This is a genomic window from Gordonia sp. WA4-43, assembly GCF_020520305.1.
GTDB lineage: Bacteria > Actinomycetota > Actinomycetes > Mycobacteriales > Mycobacteriaceae > Gordonia > Gordonia hongkongensis.
Map to the genome: position 1 here is coordinate 2,241,759 of NZ_CP084736.1, position 19,057 is coordinate 2,260,815.

The window sequence follows — 19,057 nt, forward strand, 5'->3', positions numbered from 1 at the left end:
CGCGCCCTGCGCAAGCTCCGGCCGCTCCTCAGTACCTGCGGCCAGGCGGCCGTCGTGGACTACGACAGAACACTCTTGAGCGTCCACATCTCTGCTCCCTGAGGTGCGAGCGAAGCGAGCCACGAAGGGCTCCGCAACCTGTCTCACCAGGCCCTTCGTGGCTCGTCGCTGGCGCTCCTCGCACCTCAGGGAGCAATGGTTAGGTCGTTCTTTCGGGTTAGCGAGCAGGGTGGTCGCGCCCTCCGCAAGCTCCGGCCGCTCCTCGGAGAACACACGTGACCAGGGGTCATGCGGTTCTCTCGCCTCAGTCGCAGGCGGCCAGCAGCTGCTTGATCTCGTCGTCGAAGGCGTTCGCGATGGCCCACGGGTCCGGGGTCTGATCGGTACAGCCGACGATGCCGATGTTGAGGTTGCCGTCGGCGGAGAAGACCGTGATGTTGAGTCCCAGGCCATGCATGATCGGGCCCAGCGGGTAGACGCCGGTCACGCGCGCGCCGAGGAAGTACAGCGGGAAATCCGGGCCGGCGACGTTGGACACCAGGACGTTGAACACCGGCGGATGCGCCGACGCCCAGTTGCGGTCGCCGTAGATCTTCATCGCGGTGGACAGTGTCGTACCGGGAGCGAACTGCGCCCAGGACCGCAGGATGTTCGCGTCGATCTCGGCGTGGTGCTCCTTCGAGGTCCGGCTCAGCTCTGCCTGCTTCCGCAGCCGCGCGACCGGGTCGGGCTCGTCGGAGGACAGCAGGGTGAACATGCCGGTCACCTTGTTGGTGCCCTCGACGACGAGGTCCTTCTCGTCGGCGCCGTGCACCGAGACCGGGACCATCCCGACCAGCGGACGATCGGGGAGCTCGTCGTGGCCGAGCAGGTAGGTGCGCAGCGCCCCGCCGACCATCGCGAGCACTACGTCGTTGAGCTTCACCTCGAAGTGGTCTTTCACTCGCTTCACATCGTCGAGCGAGAGCTGGGTGACGGCGATGCTGCGGTGCGGCGTGATGGGCGCGTTGAACCGGGTCCGCGGGGCACGGAACGGTGCGGGCATCGCCGAATCTTGTTGTGCCCGACGGAACCAGCCGACGGGCACGCTCAACGTGCGGGGGAGCAGTTTGGCCATGGCGAGGGGCCGCTGCACGAAGTAGTTGACCGCGCCGCCCGCGGCCATCGCGACGCGCGACGACGGGCCGGCCGACTCCCCCACCTTCTCGGCGTCGAGATCCGGCGGTTCGGGCGTGAGCGTGCACATCTGGGCGAGCATCTCGGCGCCGGTCACACCGTCGGTCCCGGCGTGGTGCATGCGCAGCATCGCGCAGACCCGGCCGTCGGCGAGACCCTCGATGATCCACAGCTCCCACAGCGGCTTGCCGCGGTCGAGCGTCTGCCCGGCCAGGTGACCGCACAGTTCGGCGACCTCGCGGGCGCCGCCGGGGGCCGGCACGCCGACCCGGTGCACGTGCCGCTCGATGTCGAAGTCGTCGTCCTCGATCCACACCGGGTGGTCGATGTTGAACAGCGAGTTGTCGAGTTTCCGCCGGAACGCGGGTATGGCAGCGATGCGTCGTTCCATCTCGGCGCGGAGTTTGTCGAACCGGTAGCCGCCCGGCATGGTGCTCGGATCGATCTCGAACAGACCGATGACATGCATCAATTGCGAGCGCGTCTCGAGGTAGAGAAACGATGCGTCCAGTCCGCTCAAGCGCTGCATGGGATTCGCCTTCCCTCGACGTCGGGCACCCGACCCCGTGGGCACCCCACGCCATCATGCCGCACGTGACGACCCCGGCGGGGTCGGTTCCGGCACAGCCGTGACGGCGTCGAGATGCCAGATGATCCCGGCTCAGAGCGGCAGCGAGTCGACCATGTCCAGAATGTCCTGTCCATCCGTTTCGAGGACGACGATCATGGCCAGCTCGCGCGACGGGTCGTCGGTGATCTTGAAGACCCCGCGTCCGTTCTCGTCGATCAACCCCGTCCCGTGCCGCCATCGCACCGGCCGCGACGTCTCCGAGGAACGCGAGTACTCCGCGTTCAGCGCATCTCGGGACGCGAACCAGAACACCCCGAAGGGGCGATCGACCGAGCCCGCGGCACATCGGACGACGAACACGGTGCGCACCTGACCCGCTCCGGTCTCCGACGGCCCGACCTCGTCGCGACCGCCGGAGTATCGGCGGATGCACTCGGTGTTCATCCACTGCGCCGCGGTGTCGGGGGCCTGCGGGAGCAGCTCCGGGAACTGCGCCACCAGCGGCGCGAACTCCCCCCAGCTCGCGCCCGTCCGGACCCGCTGCACGGGCCCGGGCTCGGAGTACACACCCGCGCGGATCGCGATGACCCGGTAATCATGTTCTCCGGCAGGCACACTCACGTCCTCGGCGGAGGTCTCGGGTCCCTGGTGGACGACGTAGCCGTCGCCGCGGAGCAGCTGATAGGCCGACGCCCCGGACACCGGGTCCCACGACGCGACCACCCGTCCCGGTCGCGCCTGCAGGGTCAGGCCGCCGGGGGTGTCCGGCGCGTCGGGCGCGGTCACCGACCGGACCACGACGAAGCCGCCGACGGCGACCACCGCGGCGACGAGCACGATCAGCCCGATGAGCCACGGACCCGACTCGAACCGGCGTGGCGAGCGCGGTGTCGTGGTGGGGGACGTCGAGGGTGTCGGCGAGGTCATCAGATCGGCAGCCTTCTCAGGACGTCGCCGGCTGCGGCGGCGGGCTCACCCGGGACGACCACCCACACCACCGAGCGGGCATGGTCGCCGTCGTCGAAGGTGAGGATCGCCTGCCCCTGATCCCGCTGCTTGTCCGACAGGTACAGCGTGCCAGTGTGCCCCTGCGCGGTGGTGTAGTCGACGCCGCGGAGGTCGTGGGCGGTCACCTTCGCCGCCGCGACCGCTTCCTCCGGGGTCTCGTAGGTGTCGACGATCACCTGATACGCCGCCACACCCGGGTCCGACGGCCGCCCGCTGTCGTCGCCGGTCGCGGCGTCGGCGTCGCGGGTACACGACACGGTGCGTTTGCTCGACGAGAACGCGAGATCGCCGTCCTCGCCCCAGCAGCGCATCGCGTCGAAGCCGTTGGTGCTCAGCGGCGTGGCCGGGATCAGGTCGTGGTACAGGTCGGCGATGGGTTGCAGCTCGCCCCACTTCATGAAGACATCGACCTGTTCGGAGTTCCGGGAGAAGTCCGACACCCGGCCGCCGTCGTGCGCCGCGACCTGATACGTGTACATGCCGGGAACCGGCCGGGGCGCCGTGAACTCGGTGGCGGGCCCGGAATAGATCACGTCCTCGTTCTGGGTCACCACGTAGTCGGTGGCCCCGGCCACGCCGTTCCAGGTCAGTTCGACAGCGGTGGTCGTGACCTCCACGTCCGGGGGATCGGGGGTGTCCAGGGAGGTGGCCGACATGCGTGCGAAACCGATTCCGGCGCCGAGGATCCCGGCGACGAGCACCGCCACGATGCCGATCGCGGCGAGGTGGCGAGGCCGACGGACCGAAGTGGGTTGCGTCGCATCGTCATCGGATGGCCAAATCTGCGACGGACCCGGTTGCACAGGCGGTGGCGTGTACCCCGTGCTCCCCGCGATGCCGGCGCCGACGTGCCGGAACCCCGGACTCGGTTCCGGACCGACCGGCGCGGTCCCGGCGGCGGTCCCGGCCGGGGGCTCGGTCGAGGGCTCGGGCCGGATTGCCGGGCCGATGAGCGTTGCGCGGGAATCGAAGACGTCGGCGAGCGCGGCGGCGAACTCCCCCGCCGTCGGGTGACGGCGACCCGGCTCCTTGGCGATCGCCCGCGCGAGCACGGCGTCGACCCCGGCGGGCAACGCCCGATTGCGGGCGCTCGCCGACGGGGGTTCGTGGTGCATGTGCGCGGTCATCAGTCCGTGCAGCGACGGTGAATCGAACGGCGGTGCACCGGTGAGGAGTTCGTACGCAGTGGCAGCGAGGGAATAGATGTCGCTCCGGCCGTCGACGCGCAACCCCTCGATCTGCTCCGGGGAGGCGTAGCGCATGGTCCCGATGGTGATCCCGGTGCCGGTCAGGTGGGTCACCTCGTCGAGGACCTGGGCGATGCCGAAGTCGGTGAGTTTGACGGCCTCCGGGGCGCTGTCGGTGGCGCCGTCCGACCCCGGCGTGATGAGGATGTTGGCGGGTTTGATGTCCCGGTGCATGACGCCGCGCCGGTGCGCCGCGTCCAGGCCCGCCGCCGCCCCGGCGATGATCGTGCACGCGAGACCGGGGTCGAGGGGCGACTCGCGGGCGAGCATCCGGGCCGCGTCGGTGCCCGGCACGTACTCCATCGCGATCCACAGCAACTCGTCGAACACACCACGGTCGTAGACGGCCACGATGTTGGGATGGTGCAGCGGCGCGACGATGTCGGCTTCGCGTTCGAACCGCGCGCGGAAGACCGGGTCCGCGGCGTGGACCGAACGGAGCACCTTCAGGGCGTCGGCGCGCGGCAGCCGGGGATGCGCGGCCTGGTAGACCTCGCCCATGCCGCCGCGTCCGAGCACGTCGAGGACGCGGTACCCCGCGATCAGGTCCCCTACCTGGTACATGACGTCCTCACCGATCCGTGTGCGGTGGCTGTGCTGGGGACGAATGGTACCGAGTGTCGCGAAACGCGGTGGACCACACCGGTGCGGACTCTACGATCGGCGGCGATGGAAACCACCGAGAACCCGACCCCGACGACCGCCGAATTCACCCCGGCAGAGCTCGACGAGGCCTTCGCACAGTTCCAGCGCACGGTCGCCGAGATCGCCGTGAGCCGGGACTGGGATCGCTATGCCGAACTGTTCACCGAAGACGCCGACTACATCGAGCACGCCTTGGGCACCATGCGCGGCCGCGAGGAGATCCGGACCTGGATCTGGCGGACGATGACGTCGTTCCCCGGCAGTCACATGACCGGGTTCCCCTCGCTGTGGCATGTGGTCGACGCGCCGACCGGCCGCGTCATCTGCGAAGTCGACAACCCGATGCGCGATCCGGGCGACTCGACGCACATCACCGCCACCAACATCACCATCCTCACCTACGCCGGCGATGGTCGGTGGAGTCGCGAGGAGGACGTCTACAACCCGATGGAGTTCGGGCGCGCGGCGATGCGCTGGTGTGAGAAGGCACGCGAACTGGGCACCATCGACGAACCGGCCACGGCGTGGATGGAGACGACGGGCGCGATGTTCGCCTCGCGTCCACGTTCCGGTTGAGGGCCCGCCGACCTGCGCGAACACCGGTTCCGGCGTCGCCCGTACCAACGTGACCGACACCACCGGCCGGACGCGTAACGCGACGCGCGGGCGTGAACGACACCCAGGCGACGGACTTGGGACACCGGTGTGCGTGGCGTACGCTAGAACTTTGACCAGTGGCGACGGGGCGGCGCGGGGGACCCGGCCCGACACACCACGGTCCGGTGGGCGGGGTGCGCACCTCCCCACGACGACGTCGCGAACCACGGTCGTGGCCGCCGGCCACGCACGCGGATCGATCGACACGACGCACGACGACGACACGCAATGACAACACACGCGGACACCGTTCGGAGGACATCTATATGGCACGCGACCTGACGCAACTCGAGCTACTCAAGGAGCTGGCCCCGGTTGCCGAGGACAACGTCAACCGCCACCTCAAGATCGCCAAGGACTGGAACCCGCACGACTACGTGCCGTGGGACGAGGGCCGTAACTTCGCCGCCCTGGGTGGCGTCGACTACGATCCCGAGCAGTCGCAGCTCGACGAGGTCGCCAAGGCCGCGATGATCACGAACCTCCTCACCGAGGACAACCTGCCGTCGTACCACCGTGTCATCGCCGACAACTTCTCGATGGACTCCGCCTGGGGCCATTGGGTCGGTCGCTGGACCGCCGAGGAGAACCGCCACGGCATCGTCATGCGCGACTACCTCGTGGTCACCCGCGGCGTCGATCCCGTCGCCCTCGAAGAGGCGCGGATGATCCACATGACCAATGGTTTCGACCCGATGCTGGCTGCCGCCGGACGCGTGGACGAGCTCGAGGAGCACGCCGACGAGCTCGGTCTGCTGCATTCCGTGGCGTACGTGACCTTCCAGGAACTCGCGACCCGCGTCAGCCACCGCAACACCGGCAAGGCGTGCAACGACCCGATCGCCGACAAGATGCTGCAGCGCATCGCGGCCGATGAGAACCTGCACATGATCTTCTACCGCAACATCTGCGGTGCGGGCTTCGACATCTCCCCCGACCAGACGCTGCGCGCCGTCACCGACATCGTGACCAACTTCCAGATGCCCGGCGCCGGTATGCCCAACTTCCGTCGCCACGGCGTGCTCATGGCCAAGCACGGCATCTACGACCTGCGTCAGCACCTCGAAGAGGTCGTCATGCCGGTCCTGCGTAAGTGGAACGTCTTCGAACGCGACGACTTCAGCAGCGAGGGCGAGAAGACCCGCGAGGAGCTCGCCGCCTTCCTCGAGCAGCTCGAGAAGGACACCATCCGCTTCGAGGAGATGCGCGACCGTTCGCTCGCCCGCGAGGCCAAGAAGCGGGAGCAGCAGGCATCCTGAGCACCCTCATCGACAGCCACCCGGCGCCCTCGACCACCGAAGGCTCGCTTCCCAGCTCCCTGAGGAGCGAGCTTGCGAGCGTCTCGAAGGGACTGCGTATCGGGTCCATCGAACTGGCCAGCCCGGTCGTACTGGCCCCGATGGCGGGTGTCACCAACGTCGCGTTCCGGACGCTGTGCCGCGAACTCGAGCTCGCCCGCACCGGAACCGTCTCCGGGCTGTACGTCTGTGAGATGGTCACGGCGCGCGCGCTCGTGGAGCGGCACCCGGTCACGATGCACATGACGACCTTCGGACCCGACGAGAATCCGCGGTCGATGCAGCTCTACACCGTCGACCCGGAGTACACGTACCAAGCCGCGAAGATGATCGTCGACGAGAATCTCGCCGACCACATCGACATGAACTTCGGCTGCCCGGTCCCCAAGGTGACCCGCAAGGGCGGGGGGTCGGCGATCCCCTACAAGCGCACGCTGTTCCGCAAGATCGTCGCGGCGGCCGTCCGGGCCACCGAGGGTACCGACATCCCGGTGACGGTCAAGTTCCGGATCGGCATCGACGACGATCACCGCACCCATCTCGACGCCGGCCGGATCGCCGCCGAAGAAGGTGCCGCGGCCGTCGCCCTCCACGCGCGCACCGCATCGCAGCGATACTCCGGTGAGGCCGACTGGGACGAGATCGCCCGCCTGAAGGAGCACGTCACCACCGTGCCGGTTCTCGGCAACGGCGACATCTTCGAACCCGCCGATGCGGTCGCGATGATGCGCCGGACCGGCTGCGACGGCGTCGTCGTCGGCCGCGGTTGCCTCGGCCGGCCCTGGCTGTTCGCCGAACTGGCCGCCGAACTCGGCGGTTTCGACGCGCCGGCGCCGCCGAACCTGGGCGAGGTCGCCGACATCATGGTCCGGCACTGCCAGCTCCTCGTCGATCACCACGGCGAGATGAAGGGTTGCCGCGAGATCCGCAAGCACGTCGCCTGGTACCTCCGCGGTTTCCCGGCCGGCTCGGAGATCCGGCGGCGGATGGCGCTCGTCGGCAGTGTCGACGAACTACGTGAACTGCTCGCCGAGCTGCCGGCCGACGCGCCGTTCCCCTCCGACGGTCACGGCCCGCGCGGCCGGCAGGGTTCGCCGGCGAAGGTCGCGCTGCCGGACGGCTGGCTCGACGACCCCGACGAGGACGTGATCCCCGCAGGCGCCGAGATCATGCACTCCGGCGGTTGAACCGGATTGCGAAAACCGTCACAACCGGTGCCCGGCTGAGACGCTTTCTCAGGTGGGATCAGTACTATTGCGCGGAGGTCCCGGCCGCCGGGGCCTCCATTCTGTGCGCACCGCGCTGGTCGAGCCCCGATCCGCGGTGACTCCGCGACACGACCACGGGGCATGAGGAACGTGCATTGAGTCGTAGGACACCGGGCCCGGACGACCCCGAGGTGGGCGACGCCGGTCGCTCTCGTCGTGGTCGACGCGCCGGACGCTCCCGCGACGACTTCGAGCCCGTCCCCGGTCCGGACGCGCCCGGTTCCACCGACCAGGGCTCCCGTCCCCCGGCGCACCCCAGCCTCCGCGAGCCACGCTCGGCAGATCGCTTCGTCCGGGGACGCACTCGCCTGACGGTCCGCCAGCTCATGGAGCAGATGAACGCGGAGGAGTCGTCGCCGTCGGAGCCCCCCGCCGGCTCCGGCCGGTCCGGCACCCGCCGCGCGACTCCGCCGCGTCCGGAGTCGCGGACGTCCGAGCCCCCGTCGTCGACCCGCGGGCGGTCCCGTCGCACCGGACCGCCGTTCGGCGGAAGTGCCACGCCACCGGCGGCCCCGGGCGGGCGGGTCCCCGCAGCTCCGCAGCCGGCGCCCGACGACCGCCCGACGGCCGTCCATCGTTTCGACAACGAGGTCACCCAGAAGATCCCCACCGTCGGCGACGCCGCGCCCGACCTGTCCGATCGCGCCACCGAGCAGCGGGTGATCGAGGAATCCCGCGCCCAGGAGCCGGTCGCCGGCGGCCCGGCCGGACCGCCGGCCCAGCCCCCGCTGGAACGCACACCCGACCTCACCGAACCCCTCGCCCTGCGCTCGGCGCCTCGGCGCCATCCCGGACGCGACGAGGACCGGCAGGGCGCGATGCTGCGCAAGACCGCCGCGACCGGACGCATCCTGGTCGCCATCGCGTGCGTGCTCGCACTGGTGGGCACCGGCTTCGTCTGGGGTTACCTGCAGTCGTGGAACGGCAACTGGCGGAACGTCACCGCCGTCGACCCCGATGACCAGAACATCCGGAACAAGGACGCCCAGTACGGCGACGAGACGTACCTCATCGTCGGTACCGACACCCGCGGTGGCCAGAACTCCAGAGTCGGCGCCGGCACCACCGCCGACGCCGAGGGCGCCCGTTCGGACACCGTCATCCTGGTGAACATCCCGGCCAACCGCAGTCGCGTCGTCGCGGTGTCGTTCCCGCGAGACCTGCAGGTGGACCAGCCGGCCTGCCGCGCCTGGGACAACACGACCGGCGCCTATGGCGCCGAGATGCAACCGGCTTACGACGTGAAACTCAATGGCGTCTACGCCGCGGGCGGCCCGCAGTGTCTCGTGCGCGTGATCACCGCGATGAGCGGTTTGAACATCAACCACTTCATCGGGATGGACTTCGTCGGCTTCGAGAAGGTGGTCCGCGCGATCGGCGGCGTCGAGGTCTGCTCGACGGTGCCGCTCTACGACTACGAGATCGGCCAGATCCTGCGTAAGCCGGGCAAGCAGAAGCTGACCGGCCGGCGCGCGCTGAACTACGTGCGCGCCCGCAACATCAGCACGGAGGGCAACGGCGACTACGGCCGGATCAAACGCCAGCAGCTCTTCATGTCGTCGCTGTTGCGGTCGAGCCTGTCGGGCAATGTGCTGTCGAACCCCAACAAACTCAACGGGATCGTCAACACGTTCATCGAATACAGCTACGTCGACGGCGTCGACACCCAGTCGCTCATCAACCTGGCCGAGTCGATGCAGGGCATCGAGGCCGGCCGCGTCTCGTTCCTGACGATCCCGACGTCGGGTACCTCCACCGACGGCGCCAACAACGAGATCCCGCGCACCAGCGACATCGACGCGATCTTCGACGCCATCATCGACGACCTGCCACTCCCCGGCGAGCAGGCGCGTAAGAAGCCGCCGTCGTCGTCGAAGGCGCCGACGAGTCCCGGCGCCCCGAGTACCGACTCGAACGCCAGTGCTCCCGGACCCGTGACCGCGACCGCCCAGAACCCCGGCAATGTCGGCGTCCGGGTTCTCAACGGCACGGGCCAGACGGGCCTCGCCACCGAGGTGTCCGAGCAGCTCACGCCGTACGGTTTCGACGTTCGGGGTGTAGCCGATGCCTCGGAGAACCGCGACGACACCGTCGTGCGCTACGGGCCGGGACAGCGCGACGCCGCCGCGACGCTGGCCGAGATGTTCCCGAACTCGAGCATCCAGCTCGACCGCACGGTCAAGTCGGGTGTCGAGCTCATCGTCGGTGCGGATTTCACCGGCTCCCTGGAGTCGGTACCGGCCTCCGGGGCGACCCTGACGGCAAACCAGCTCGCACCTGCGGAGAACACCGGCAATCTGCCCAACGACCTGGCCATCACGAACGCGGGCGACACCACCTGCACGTGATCTCAGGGTGTCGGTGCACTCGCAGGTGGACGGATCTGCACCCGACGTTCACTGGACGTTCATCGGTCGGAGTCGGCCTGGAGTGATCACGCACGTATCCTGGGACCATGCGTACCGCCTATCAAGAGCAACTCGAGGCGCTGACCTCGGTATTGGGTGAGATGTGCGAGCTCGCCGGCACCGCGATGGCGCGCGCCACGCAGGCACTGCTGCAGGCCGATCTCGCCATCGCCGAAGAGGTCATCGGGGACACCGACCGGATGAGCCGGCTGACGGCTCGCGCGGAGGAACAGTCCTTCGCGCTCCTCGCCCTGCAGGCCCCGGTCGCCGGTGACCTGCGTGGAGTCGTGAGTGGATTCCAGATCGTCGCCGACGCCGATCGGATGGGTGCCCTGGCGCTGCACGTCGCCAAGGTCGCCCGCCGCCGGCATCCCGCCAAGGCACTGCCGGAGGAGGTCAACGGCTACTTCGCCGAGATGGGCCGCCTGGCCGTCACCCTGGCCAAGAACGCACATGAGGTCCTCGTGACCAGCGACCCGCAGGCCGCCCTTCGTCTCCAGGAAGACGACGACGCCATGGACGACCTCCACCGCCACCTGTTCACCGTCCTGATGGACCGCGAATGGAAGCACGGCGTCGCCGCCGCGGTGGACGTGACCCTGCTCGGCCGCTACTACGAACGGTTCGCCGACCACGCCGTACTCATCGGGCGCCGCGTGGTGTTCACCGCGACGGGCAAGACCCCGGAGCAGTTCCAGAGCGTGGGGTGATTTCTCTCGCTCGGTGCTGAACATCGAGCGAGGGCCACACCGAAAGAGGCCGAGAATTCAGTTTCCGACACTGAATCTCGGCCTTTTTTCATGTCCGTGAATATCTGGGCCCCAGCGACGTCGAGGAGATTTCACACGCGCCGAGGTCGTCGTTAGGGTGGCGACATGGCCCAGCACTATCCGACCGAGCCCGATTTCAATGCGGTGACCGACGAGGACGCAGAGGCTGCCGCCCACCGCCGCAAGATCCTGGCCTACCTGGGTGTGACCGCGTCGCTGGTCGCCCTGCTGGTGATCCTGCTGCTCAACATGTGACACCCCGACACGACGACCCAGGCACGACGAGGCCCGCTCCCCCGGACGGGTGAGCGGGCCTGTTCGCGCGCGGAGGCTCAGCCGAAGCGGCCGGAGATGTAGTCCTCGGTCTCTTTCTTCGTCGGGTTCGAGAACATCGTCTCGGTGTCGTTGATCTCGACGAGCTGTCCCGGCTGGCCGACCGCCTCGAGGTTGAAGAACGCGGTCTGATCGCTGACGCGGGCGGCCTGCTGCATGTTGTGGGTCACGATGACGATGGTGTACTCCTTCTTGAGTTCACCCATCAGGTCCTCGATGGCCAGCGTCGAGATCGGGTCGAGCGCCGAACACGGCTCGTCCATGAGCAGGACGTCGGGAGAGACCGCGATGGCGCGGGCGATGCACAGACGCTGCTGCTGACCACCCGATAGTCCGCCACCCGGCTTGTCCAGGCGATCCTTGACCTCTTCCCAGAGGTTGGCGCCGCGCAGGCTCTTCTCGGCGACGTCGTCGAGCTGTGATCGGTTCCGCACACCCTGCAGACGCAGGCCGGCGACGACGTTGTCGCGGATCGACATCGTCGGGAACGGGTTCGGCCGCTGGAACACCATGCCGATGGTCGCGCGCACGCTCACCGGGTCCACGGTCTTGCCGTAGATGTCCTCGCCGTCGAGCAGCACGCTGCCCTTGGCGTAGGCACCCGGGGTGACCTCGTGCATGCGGTTGAGGGTTCGGAGCACGGTCGACTTACCGCAGCCCGACGGGCCGATGAACGCGGTGATGCAGCGCGGCGGCACCTCGAGGGTGACGTCCTTGACCGCGTGAAAGTCGCCGTAATAGATGTTCAGGTCTTTGATGTCGAGGCGCTTTGCCATGTCATTGGTCCGTTCTGGAAAAGATGACCCGAGAAGGGTGGGAGGTCAGGAAGTCTTGGGGGCGAAGATCTTCGACACCGCCTTGGCGCCGAAGTAGACGATGGCAACGAGGATCACCAATGTCAGCGCCGCGCCCCATACCTGATCGAAGGCGCCCGGTCCGTTGTTGTACTGCTGCACCATCATCAGCGGCAGCGACTGCTGGTTGCCGTCGAAGGGATTCCAGTTCATCGCGCGGGTGGCACCGACGAGGATGAGGACCGGCGCCGATTCGCCCATGACCCGGGCGATGGCCAGCATCACGCCGGTGACGATGCCCGACAGGGCCGTCGGCAGGACGATCTTGACGATCGTCTTCCACTTCGGGATACCCAGGGCGTACGACGCCTCGCGAAGGTCCTGCGGGACGATCTTCAGCATCTCTTCGGTGGCGCGCACCACGAGCGGGACCATCAGCAGCACCAGCGCGATCGCGACCACGAATCCCGAGCGGGGCAATCCGAGGGTGGTGCGCCACACCGCGTAGACGAACAGCGCTGCGACGATCGAGGGCACACCCGAGAGGATGTCGACCATGAACGTGGTGACACGCGCGAGGAGCGATTTCTTCGTCGCGTACTCCACCAGATAGATGGCGACGAAGATGCCGAGCGGGATGGAGATGACCGCGGCCAGCGCGGTCTGCATCAGGGTGCCGATGATCGCGTTGGCCGCACCGCCGCGACGCTCGGCCTGGGTCCACCAGTCGATGTCGATGATCGCGCCGATACCGCGCGACACCAGCGTGAAGACCAGCCAGAGCAGGGGAACCAGCGCCAGCAGGAGGGCGGCCATGACGGCGACGCGCACGGTCCCGTCGGTGAATCGCCGGCGCCCGGACATCGGGGTGAAGCCAGAAGGCTTCTTGACCGGATCGGCGGCGGAAGATGTCGTGGTCACAGACATGGTCACTTCTTTCCGGCGACGACCGCGCGGGCGGCGGCGTTGACGATGAAGGTCAGGACGAACAGGGTCAGGCCGGCCGAGATGTAGGCGCCGGTCTTGGCCGGGGAGTCGAACTCCGCCGCGTTGTTGGCGATCTTCGTCGCGAAGGTCTCGCCGCTCTCCATGAGGTTGAAGTTCATGGGGCCGACGGTCGAGATGATGAGCAGCAGCGCCATCGTCTCACCGAGCGCGCGTCCCAGGCCGAGCATCGAACCGGAGATGTAGCCGGAGAACCCGAACGGCAGCACGGCGACCTTCACGACCTCGAACTTGGTGGCGCCCAACGCCAGTGCCGCCTCGCGGTGGCCCTTCGGGGTCTGCATGAAGACCTCGCGGGTCACGGCGGTGATGATCGGCAGGATCATGACGGCGAGCACGATGCCCGCGGTCAGGAGCGTTCCGCCGGTGCTCATGTTGGCGACCTGAGTGGGTTCCTGGAAGAACGGCAGGAAGCCGAGATTGCCGACGAGCCACTCGTTGACCGGCACCAGCGCCGGGCCGAGCACGAGGATGCCCCAGAGGCCGTACACGATCGAGGGGACCGCGGCGAGGAGGTCGACGGTGTAGGTGATCGGTCCGACGAACCGCTTCGGCGCGTATTCGGTCAGGAAGATCGAGATACCGAGCGCGACCGGCATGGCGATCAGCAGCGCGATGACCGACACCACGACTGTCGCGTAGAAGAGCTGCGGGATTCCGAAGGCGAGCTGATCACCGCTGGTGATCCACTGGCCGGTGTAGGTGAAGAAGTTCTCCTCGTTCTTCGCCAGCGACGGGATCGCCTGCGCCAGAAGGAAGAGTGCGATGAGCCCGATGACGATCGAGACCACGAAACCCGAGCCGACGGCCAGGGTGCGGAACACCCGGTCGGCGACGCGGTGATGCGCGGCCGAATGAAGCGAGGATTCGGGCTGGTCGGGCGATGACCCGGTGGGGCGGAACTCGCCGGTGTCCGGCGGAGTCGTGCCACCCTCTTTGCTCAGCGAGGTCATGCGTCCTTCTTGTGATTCGGCTCTGGTCATTGAGTCACTTCCCGCCGTCTCGTGGACACGCGAAATGTCGTGTCAGTGTGTCAACCACATCCGCGGGGCCGCAACCGAGGCGGCCCCGCGCACGCGATCTGAGGGGATTGATCAGGCGTTCCCGGACCCACCGGACAGCGAGTCGATGGTTCCCTGCAGCTTGGTCTTGTAGGCGTCGGGTACCGGCACGTAGCCGATTTCCTCGAGACCGGCCTGGCCGTCGTTCAGGACCGCGGTGAACGCGTCCTTCAGCGTCTGGCTGGTGGCCTCGTCCTCGTAGCCCGCGGAGCAGACGATCGAGTACGGGGTGAGCAGCAGCGGGTACGCACCCGGGGCCTTCGAGGCGAACAGCGCGTCGGTGTCGACGACGAGGTCCTTGCTGGCCGGATCGGCGAAGGCCAGCGACTCGAGCGCGTTGCCCGCGCTCTCCGCGTTCAATTCGACCGGGCCGGCACCGAAGTCGACCTGGGCGACACCGAGATCGTTCTCGGTGGCGAAGCCCCACTCGACGTAGGTGATCGAACCGGGGGTCTTCTTGACGGTGTCGCCGACGCCGGTCGACTTCGAGGCACCGGAACCGACACCCTTGGGTGCGAATTCCTTGCTGTGCTCGTACGGCCAGTCAGCGGGGGCCGAGTTCTCCAGGAAGCGCTGGAAGTTGTCGGTGGTGCCCGAGCTGTCCGAGCGGTAGACCGGGACGATGTCGGTGGTGGGCAGCGACACACCGGGGTTGAGCGCGGCGATCTTGGGATCGTTCCAGGTGGTGATCTTGCCGTTGAAGATCTGCGCGATGACGCTGGGGTTGAGCTTGAGGTCCTCGACACCGTCGAGGTTGTAGGCGACCGCGACGGGCCCGACGACCAGCGGGAGGTGCCAGGGGGCGTTGCCGTTGCAACGTGCGGTGGCGTCGGTGACCTCGTCGTCCTTGAGGGCCGAGTCCGAGCCGGCGAAGTCGACGTCGCCCGCGATGAACTTCTTGATGCCGTCGCCCGAGCCGCTGCCGGTGTAGTCGAGCACGATGTCGCTGTTGTCGGTGAGGACCTGGCTGAAGTGCTCCATGGCCTTCTGCTGCGCGGTCGAGCCCTCGCCGCTGACAGTCTGTTCGCTTCCCCCACCGCCGCACGCCGTGACGAGTGTCAGTGCCGCGATCGCCGACACCGACGCCAGGGCGCCGTTCCGATTGATTTTCACCGCTGGTGTTGCCTTTCCGTTCGCGTTCCCCGCACCGACTGGCGTCGGTTCCGGAGTGTCCGAGTGGAAAGCTATGGGGGCGTGGTGGACTGATCCCCTCCAAAAGATGAACGACAGGTGAACTGGCCAAGGCAGACGGGGTGCGACCTGCCCAGGCGTGATCGTACGTGATCTGCGTAACCCGACATTCGAGACTTGGGCACCTGGCTACAGGACGGATCGTCGGGCTCGCGCGAATCGGCCCGCACACCCGGGGCGGGCTCCTGCCCTCGCCCCACCGGCGAGACCGCCCGGTGGCCTGCCCGACGACCGGCGGCCGCGCGACGCCTCGAGGCCGACGGGCACCGTGTCGATCTGGTCGTCGTGGTGGACACGTTCGTCCCACCGCGGGTGCTGCATCGCGCCAAGCGCGCCGACCCGTCTCTCACGACGACCACCACATATGAACCGCTACCCCGAAAAGAACTGTGGCGCCGACGAATTCGTGTTCCACTCGCCGGTGTGGTGAGAACCTCGCCGACCGCCGACGCGCAGGCACTCGAGGAACTCGGTGTCCGAGTGGCGCGGCTGCACCGCCCCCGCCCGTACACCGGTCGCGCGCTCGTGGTGCAGGGCAGCGAGAATCGTGACGACCCGTCGGTGTGGCGGCGGCACATCGTGACCGGGGACGTCGACGTCCTCCGTCTCGAGTGCAACCACCTGTCCGTGGTTCGCGAGCCCCACATCGTCGACATCGTCGACGCCATCGGCGCCGCACTCGGGCAGCCTCAGCCGTAGGCGACGTCGACGGCGTATCGGGTGAACCCGAGGCGCTCGTAGGTGTGCAGCGCGGCGACGTTGTCACCCTCCACGTAGAGGTTGATCTCCGAGACGCCCTCGCGCGCAAGATGATGCAGGCCGGCGAGCGTCAACAACCGACCCAGTCCGCGACCCTGCGCCGCAGGATCGACGCCGACGATGTACACCTCGCCGAGGTCCGCATCGTGCCGCTTGGTCCAGTGGAACCCGAGGAGCTTGCCATCTCCCCCGCCCGATCCGTCTCCGGCACGGTCGAAGGCGAGGAACAAACCCGCCGGATCGAACCAGTCCGCGGCGACCCGTTCACGGATCTGCTCCGGCGACCAGCCGCCCTGCTCGGGATGCCAGTCGAAGGCCGCGTTGTTCACCCGCAGGATCTCGGCGTCATCGGCCGGTCCGGCATAGGTTCGCAGGTCGACCGTCGGGTCGACGACGAGTTCGGGGAGTTCGTGGCCGGGGCCGACCGGCCGACGCAGTTGCAGTAGTTCGCGACGTTTCGTCAGCCCCATCGCCGCGGCGAGCGCCACCGCGCCAGGCAGGTCCCCATGAGCCCACACCCGGACCCCGGACCCCGTTTCGGGCGCCGACGCCGCCGCGAACGCCGCATCGAGCAGCGCCCGGCCATGTCCCTCCCGTCGGTGCGCCGGGTCGACAACCGCCTCGATCATCGCCGCCTCACCGTCGCGACCGGGGACGATGACGGCGTACCCCGCCTTCGACCAGACGTGCACGATCGGCGAACCCTCGGGGGCGTCGATCGCGGCGACCGCCCCCTCCGAGAGCGGGGCGACACCATCGGCGTCGTTCGCCTCGCGCACCAGCCGGTGAGCGAAATCAGCGACGTCGTCGGGCAGTGCGCCTCGACGCACCTGCGGGTCCTCAGTTCCCGGCACTGGCACTGAACTCCTCGTCGAACGGATCGGGACGGTCGAGCGCGTCGTCGAAGTCATCGGTGTCGACCGCATCGGGACCGGATGCGTCCTCGGACAGGTCGGCGTCGGCCGCGGGCGCCCGGCCACGCGTCGGACGAACGGCCTTGTATCCGACGTTGCGGACGGTCCCGATCAGCGACTCGTGCTCGCTGCCGAGTTTGGCGCGGAGTCGACGGACGTGGACGTCGACGGTGCGGGTGCCGCCGAAGAAGTCGTACCCCCACACCTCCTGGAGCAACTGGGCGCGCGTGAACACGCGACCCGCGTTCTGCGCCAGGTACTTCAGGAGCTCGAACTCCTTGTAGGTCAGGTCGAGCGGACGTCCGCGCAGGCGTGCGGTGTAGGTCCCCTCGTCGATGACGAGTTCCCCCAGCGTGACCTTGCCCGAGGACTCCTCCGCGGCGACTCCGCGGGTGCGGACCACGAGCAGGCGCAACCGGGCGTCGAGTTCGGCCGGGCCGGTACCCGGCAGCAGGAATTCGTCGATGCCCCAGTCCGCGTTGACCGCGACCAGCCCGCCCTCGGTCAGCACCGCCGCCACCGGCACCGAGGAGCCGGTGCTGCCCAACAGGCGGCACAGCCCGCGGGCCGCCGCCAGGTCGGCGCGGGCATCGACCAGCGCCACATCGGCGTTCCCCGCCTCCATGAGTGACGACACCTCGGTCGGAGCGGTCCGCACCGTGTGCGCGAGCAGCGACAACGACGGCAAGACCGACTCCGGATTCGGGTCGGCCGTCAACAACAAGAGATCCACCCAGCACTCCGATCTCGTTCGTCCCCGTCCCGGACCATCCAGATCGCTCACCACGACGTGAACGCCACCCGCGCGTGGCTCGGCGATTGTTTACGCCGCCTTACCAACGTGTGCGAGATAGGTGACAGAATAGCGCCACCGGCGCGCTCACCTGTTAACAAGGCGACCACGACCGCCGGATGACCACGACGGGGAGGGTGATCGGCCGAGCATGCCGCGCATCCGGAAAGTGCTTGTCATCGGTGTGGTCGCCGCCCTGGCCGCCGCGGGGGTCGCGCTCGGCGTCGACGTCGGGGCCGCCGTTCGCGGGGAGCATCAGTTCTCCCGCGCCCTCGCCCAATCCCCCCGCGTGACATTCGATCCCGAGGTCACCATCGCGGGTTTCCCGTTCACCTCGCAGTCGTCCGCCGGTCACTTCGACGGGGCCACGATCGCCGCCCGCGGCGTCGAACTACCCGGATGTCCGCCCGCCCGCGGCGTCTGCCGCGGTGAGCTGGGTGCTTCTCTCGGCCCGTTCGACGTGGCCGACGGCAGCGGATTCTCGGCGAGTGATGTTCTCCACACCTCCTCGATCTCGGCGTACACCCGCCTCGATGCCGTCACCCTGGCCCGATATCTGCGCATCGTCGACCTGACCGTCAGCACCCCGGGACCGGACGACACGGCGGGCGCAGGCGGGCCCCAGGACGGCATCGTCAGTCGCGAGACCGGCGTCGTGCTCACCGGCACGGTCGCACTGCCGCCGGGCGACGGGCTCGATCCCGCCGACCCGCCGTCGGCGTCGTCCTACGACGGCCCCAAGGTGCGCGTGAGTGTCTCCGTCGACCTCTCCGTCGTCGACGGCGCACTGGACATCCGGGCGACCGGCTTCTACACCGGCCCCGAACGCCACGTCGACGCCGAGGTCCCGGCGGAAGTCCGCGCCGCCGTGCTCGATCGGTTCAGCCTGACGCTCCCGCGCCTGCCGATGGCCTGGGATGTCGAACCCGATCGCGCGGAGAGTTTCGGCGGGGACGTCCAACTGGTCGGCGACTCCGGTCCGGCATCGGTGCGCCTCGACCGCTTCTGAGCAGTTCAGACCGTGTTCTCCCGGCCTCGGCGGCAAAGCACCCCGGCCGTTGGGGGCTCGATCGGCTCTGTTGTACCCTCGTGGGCATGCAGCAGCGCCGTGAGTACTTGCTCACACGACGCCGGGCGATCGACTTCTGTCGTGTCGCCG

Annotated in this window: 17 protein-coding genes; 8 read left to right on the plus strand and 9 right to left on the minus strand. The window is 68.4% G+C overall.

Annotated features, from left to right (window positions below):
• Positions 1–304 precede the first annotated feature (304 nt).
• The 3 genes from LEL84_RS10015 to LEL84_RS10025 form a co-directional block, all read right to left on the minus strand.
• A complete protein-coding gene (locus tag LEL84_RS10015) occupies positions 305–1,705 on the minus strand; it encodes a WS/DGAT/MGAT family O-acyltransferase (RefSeq protein WP_078113636.1) in 1,401 nt (466 codons plus the stop codon).
• A gap of 132 nt (positions 1,706–1,837) precedes the next feature.
• The gene (locus LEL84_RS10020; protein ID WP_065629731.1) at positions 1,838–2,674 is read right to left on the minus strand and encodes a hypothetical protein; all 837 of its coding nucleotides are present in this window, start codon (positions 2,672–2,674) and stop codon (positions 1,838–1,840) included.
• Positions 2,674–4,566 (minus strand): serine/threonine-protein kinase, encoded by a 1,893-nt coding sequence (locus tag LEL84_RS10025; protein ID WP_226513948.1) that lies wholly within the window; start codon positions 4,564–4,566, stop codon positions 2,674–2,676. Before LEL84_RS10025 ends, LEL84_RS10020 begins: the two co-directional genes overlap by 1 nt.
• A gap of 105 nt (positions 4,567–4,671) precedes the next feature.
• Between LEL84_RS10025 and LEL84_RS10030 the strand changes: the two genes are divergently transcribed.
• The 6 genes from LEL84_RS10030 to LEL84_RS10055 all read left to right on the plus strand — a co-directional run bounded on the left by LEL84_RS10030 (position 4,672) and on the right by LEL84_RS10055 (position 11,303).
• Positions 4,672–5,223, plus strand: coding sequence for a nuclear transport factor 2 family protein (locus tag LEL84_RS10030; RefSeq protein ID WP_078113633.1), 552 nt, complete (start codon positions 4,672–4,674; stop codon positions 5,221–5,223).
• A gap of 347 nt (positions 5,224–5,570) precedes the next feature.
• The gene (locus LEL84_RS10035; protein WP_226513949.1) at positions 5,571–6,563 is read left to right on the plus strand and encodes an acyl-ACP desaturase; all 993 of its coding nucleotides are present in this window, start codon (positions 5,571–5,573) and stop codon (positions 6,561–6,563) included.
• Between the two features lie 59 nt (positions 6,564–6,622).
• Positions 6,623–7,789: a tRNA dihydrouridine synthase DusB gene (gene dusB / locus LEL84_RS10040; RefSeq protein ID WP_280361797.1), complete on the plus strand. Its 1,167-nt coding sequence runs from the start codon at positions 6,623–6,625 to the stop codon at positions 7,787–7,789.
• Between the two features lie 176 nt (positions 7,790–7,965).
• Entirely contained in the window at positions 7,966–10,218 is a 2,253-nt protein-coding gene (locus tag LEL84_RS10045) for an LCP family protein (RefSeq protein ID WP_226513950.1), read from the plus strand.
• A 107-nt stretch (positions 10,219–10,325) separates the two neighbouring features.
• Positions 10,326–10,988, plus strand: a complete 663-nt coding sequence (gene phoU, locus LEL84_RS10050; protein WP_058253532.1) for a phosphate signaling complex protein PhoU — start codon at positions 10,326–10,328, stop codon at positions 10,986–10,988.
• A gap of 165 nt (positions 10,989–11,153) precedes the next feature.
• On the plus strand, positions 11,154–11,303 hold the full coding sequence (locus LEL84_RS10055; RefSeq protein WP_165629676.1) for a hypothetical protein: 150 nt from the start codon (positions 11,154–11,156) through the stop codon (positions 11,301–11,303).
• 77 nt (positions 11,304–11,380) lie between these two features.
• Here the strand turns inward: LEL84_RS10055 and pstB are convergent, their stop codons facing one another.
• From pstB to pstS, 4 genes are all read right to left on the minus strand, one after another.
• Positions 11,381–12,157, minus strand: coding sequence for a phosphate ABC transporter ATP-binding protein PstB (pstB, locus tag LEL84_RS10060; RefSeq protein ID WP_004022008.1), 777 nt, complete (start codon positions 12,155–12,157; stop codon positions 11,381–11,383).
• Positions 12,158–12,202: 45 nt separating this feature from the next.
• Positions 12,203–13,102 (minus strand): phosphate ABC transporter permease PstA, encoded by a 900-nt coding sequence (gene pstA / locus LEL84_RS10065; RefSeq protein ID WP_226513951.1) that lies wholly within the window; start codon positions 13,100–13,102, stop codon positions 12,203–12,205.
• Positions 13,103–13,104: 2 nt separating this feature from the next.
• Positions 13,105–14,133, minus strand: a complete 1,029-nt coding sequence (gene pstC, locus LEL84_RS10070) for a phosphate ABC transporter permease subunit PstC (RefSeq protein WP_065629737.1) — start codon at positions 14,131–14,133, stop codon at positions 13,105–13,107.
• A gap of 141 nt (positions 14,134–14,274) precedes the next feature.
• A complete protein-coding gene (pstS, locus tag LEL84_RS10075; RefSeq protein WP_226513952.1) occupies positions 14,275–15,354 on the minus strand; it encodes a phosphate ABC transporter substrate-binding protein PstS in 1,080 nt (359 codons plus the stop codon).
• 195 nt (positions 15,355–15,549) lie between these two features.
• Here pstS and LEL84_RS10080 point away from each other — a divergent pair, with 195 nt between their 5' ends.
• Positions 15,550–16,131: a hypothetical protein gene (locus LEL84_RS10080; protein ID WP_226513953.1), complete on the plus strand. Its 582-nt coding sequence runs from the start codon at positions 15,550–15,552 to the stop codon at positions 16,129–16,131.
• On the opposite strand, the gene mshD is transcribed toward LEL84_RS10080, so the two are convergent.
• Both mshD and LEL84_RS10090 read right to left on the minus strand, forming a co-directional pair.
• Positions 16,122–17,051, minus strand: coding sequence for a mycothiol synthase (gene mshD, locus LEL84_RS10085; RefSeq protein WP_226513954.1), 930 nt, complete (start codon positions 17,049–17,051; stop codon positions 16,122–16,124). The two genes, LEL84_RS10080 and mshD, sit on opposite strands and share 10 nt — an antisense overlap.
• Positions 17,032–17,838, minus strand: coding sequence for a winged helix-turn-helix domain-containing protein (locus LEL84_RS10090; protein WP_226513955.1), 807 nt, complete (start codon positions 17,836–17,838; stop codon positions 17,032–17,034). The genes mshD and LEL84_RS10090 overlap by 20 nt, the downstream gene beginning before the upstream one ends.
• A 211-nt stretch (positions 17,839–18,049) precedes the next feature.
• Here LEL84_RS10090 and LEL84_RS10095 point away from each other — a divergent pair, with 211 nt between their 5' ends.
• On the plus strand, positions 18,050–18,907 hold the full coding sequence (locus LEL84_RS10095) for a DUF2993 domain-containing protein (RefSeq protein ID WP_226513956.1): 858 nt from the start codon (positions 18,050–18,052) through the stop codon (positions 18,905–18,907).
• The last annotated feature ends 150 nt before the right edge of the window (positions 18,908–19,057 follow it).

Bases quoted from the DNA above. Each gene is read 5' to 3' on its own strand.
- LEL84_RS10015 (WP_078113636.1), bottom strand. From the start codon at position 1,705: ATGCAGCGCTTGAGCGGACTGGACGCATCGTTTCTCTACCTCGAGACG.
- pstC (WP_065629737.1), bottom strand. From the start codon at position 14,133: ATGACCTCGCTGAGCAAAGAGGGTGGCACGACTCCGCCGGACACCGGC.
- LEL84_RS10095 (WP_226513956.1), top strand. From the start codon at position 18,050: ATGCCGCGCATCCGGAAAGTGCTTGTCATCGGTGTGGTCGCCGCCCTG.
- LEL84_RS10055 (WP_165629676.1), top strand. From the start codon at position 11,154: ATGGCCCAGCACTATCCGACCGAGCCCGATTTCAATGCGGTGACCGAC.
- LEL84_RS10020 (WP_065629731.1), bottom strand. From the start codon at position 2,674: ATGACCTCGCCGACACCCTCGACGTCCCCCACCACGACACCGCGCTCG.
- pstA (WP_226513951.1), bottom strand. From the start codon at position 13,102: ATGTCTGTGACCACGACATCTTCCGCCGCCGATCCGGTCAAGAAGCCT.
- pstB (WP_004022008.1), bottom strand. From the start codon at position 12,157: ATGGCAAAGCGCCTCGACATCAAAGACCTGAACATCTATTACGGCGAC.
- LEL84_RS10030 (WP_078113633.1), top strand. From the start codon at position 4,672: ATGGAAACCACCGAGAACCCGACCCCGACGACCGCCGAATTCACCCCG.
- LEL84_RS10025 (WP_226513948.1), bottom strand. From the start codon at position 4,566: ATGTACCAGGTAGGGGACCTGATCGCGGGGTACCGCGTCCTCGACGTG.
- LEL84_RS10035 (WP_226513949.1), top strand. From the start codon at position 5,571: ATGGCACGCGACCTGACGCAACTCGAGCTACTCAAGGAGCTGGCCCCG.
- phoU (WP_058253532.1), top strand. From the start codon at position 10,326: ATGCGTACCGCCTATCAAGAGCAACTCGAGGCGCTGACCTCGGTATTG.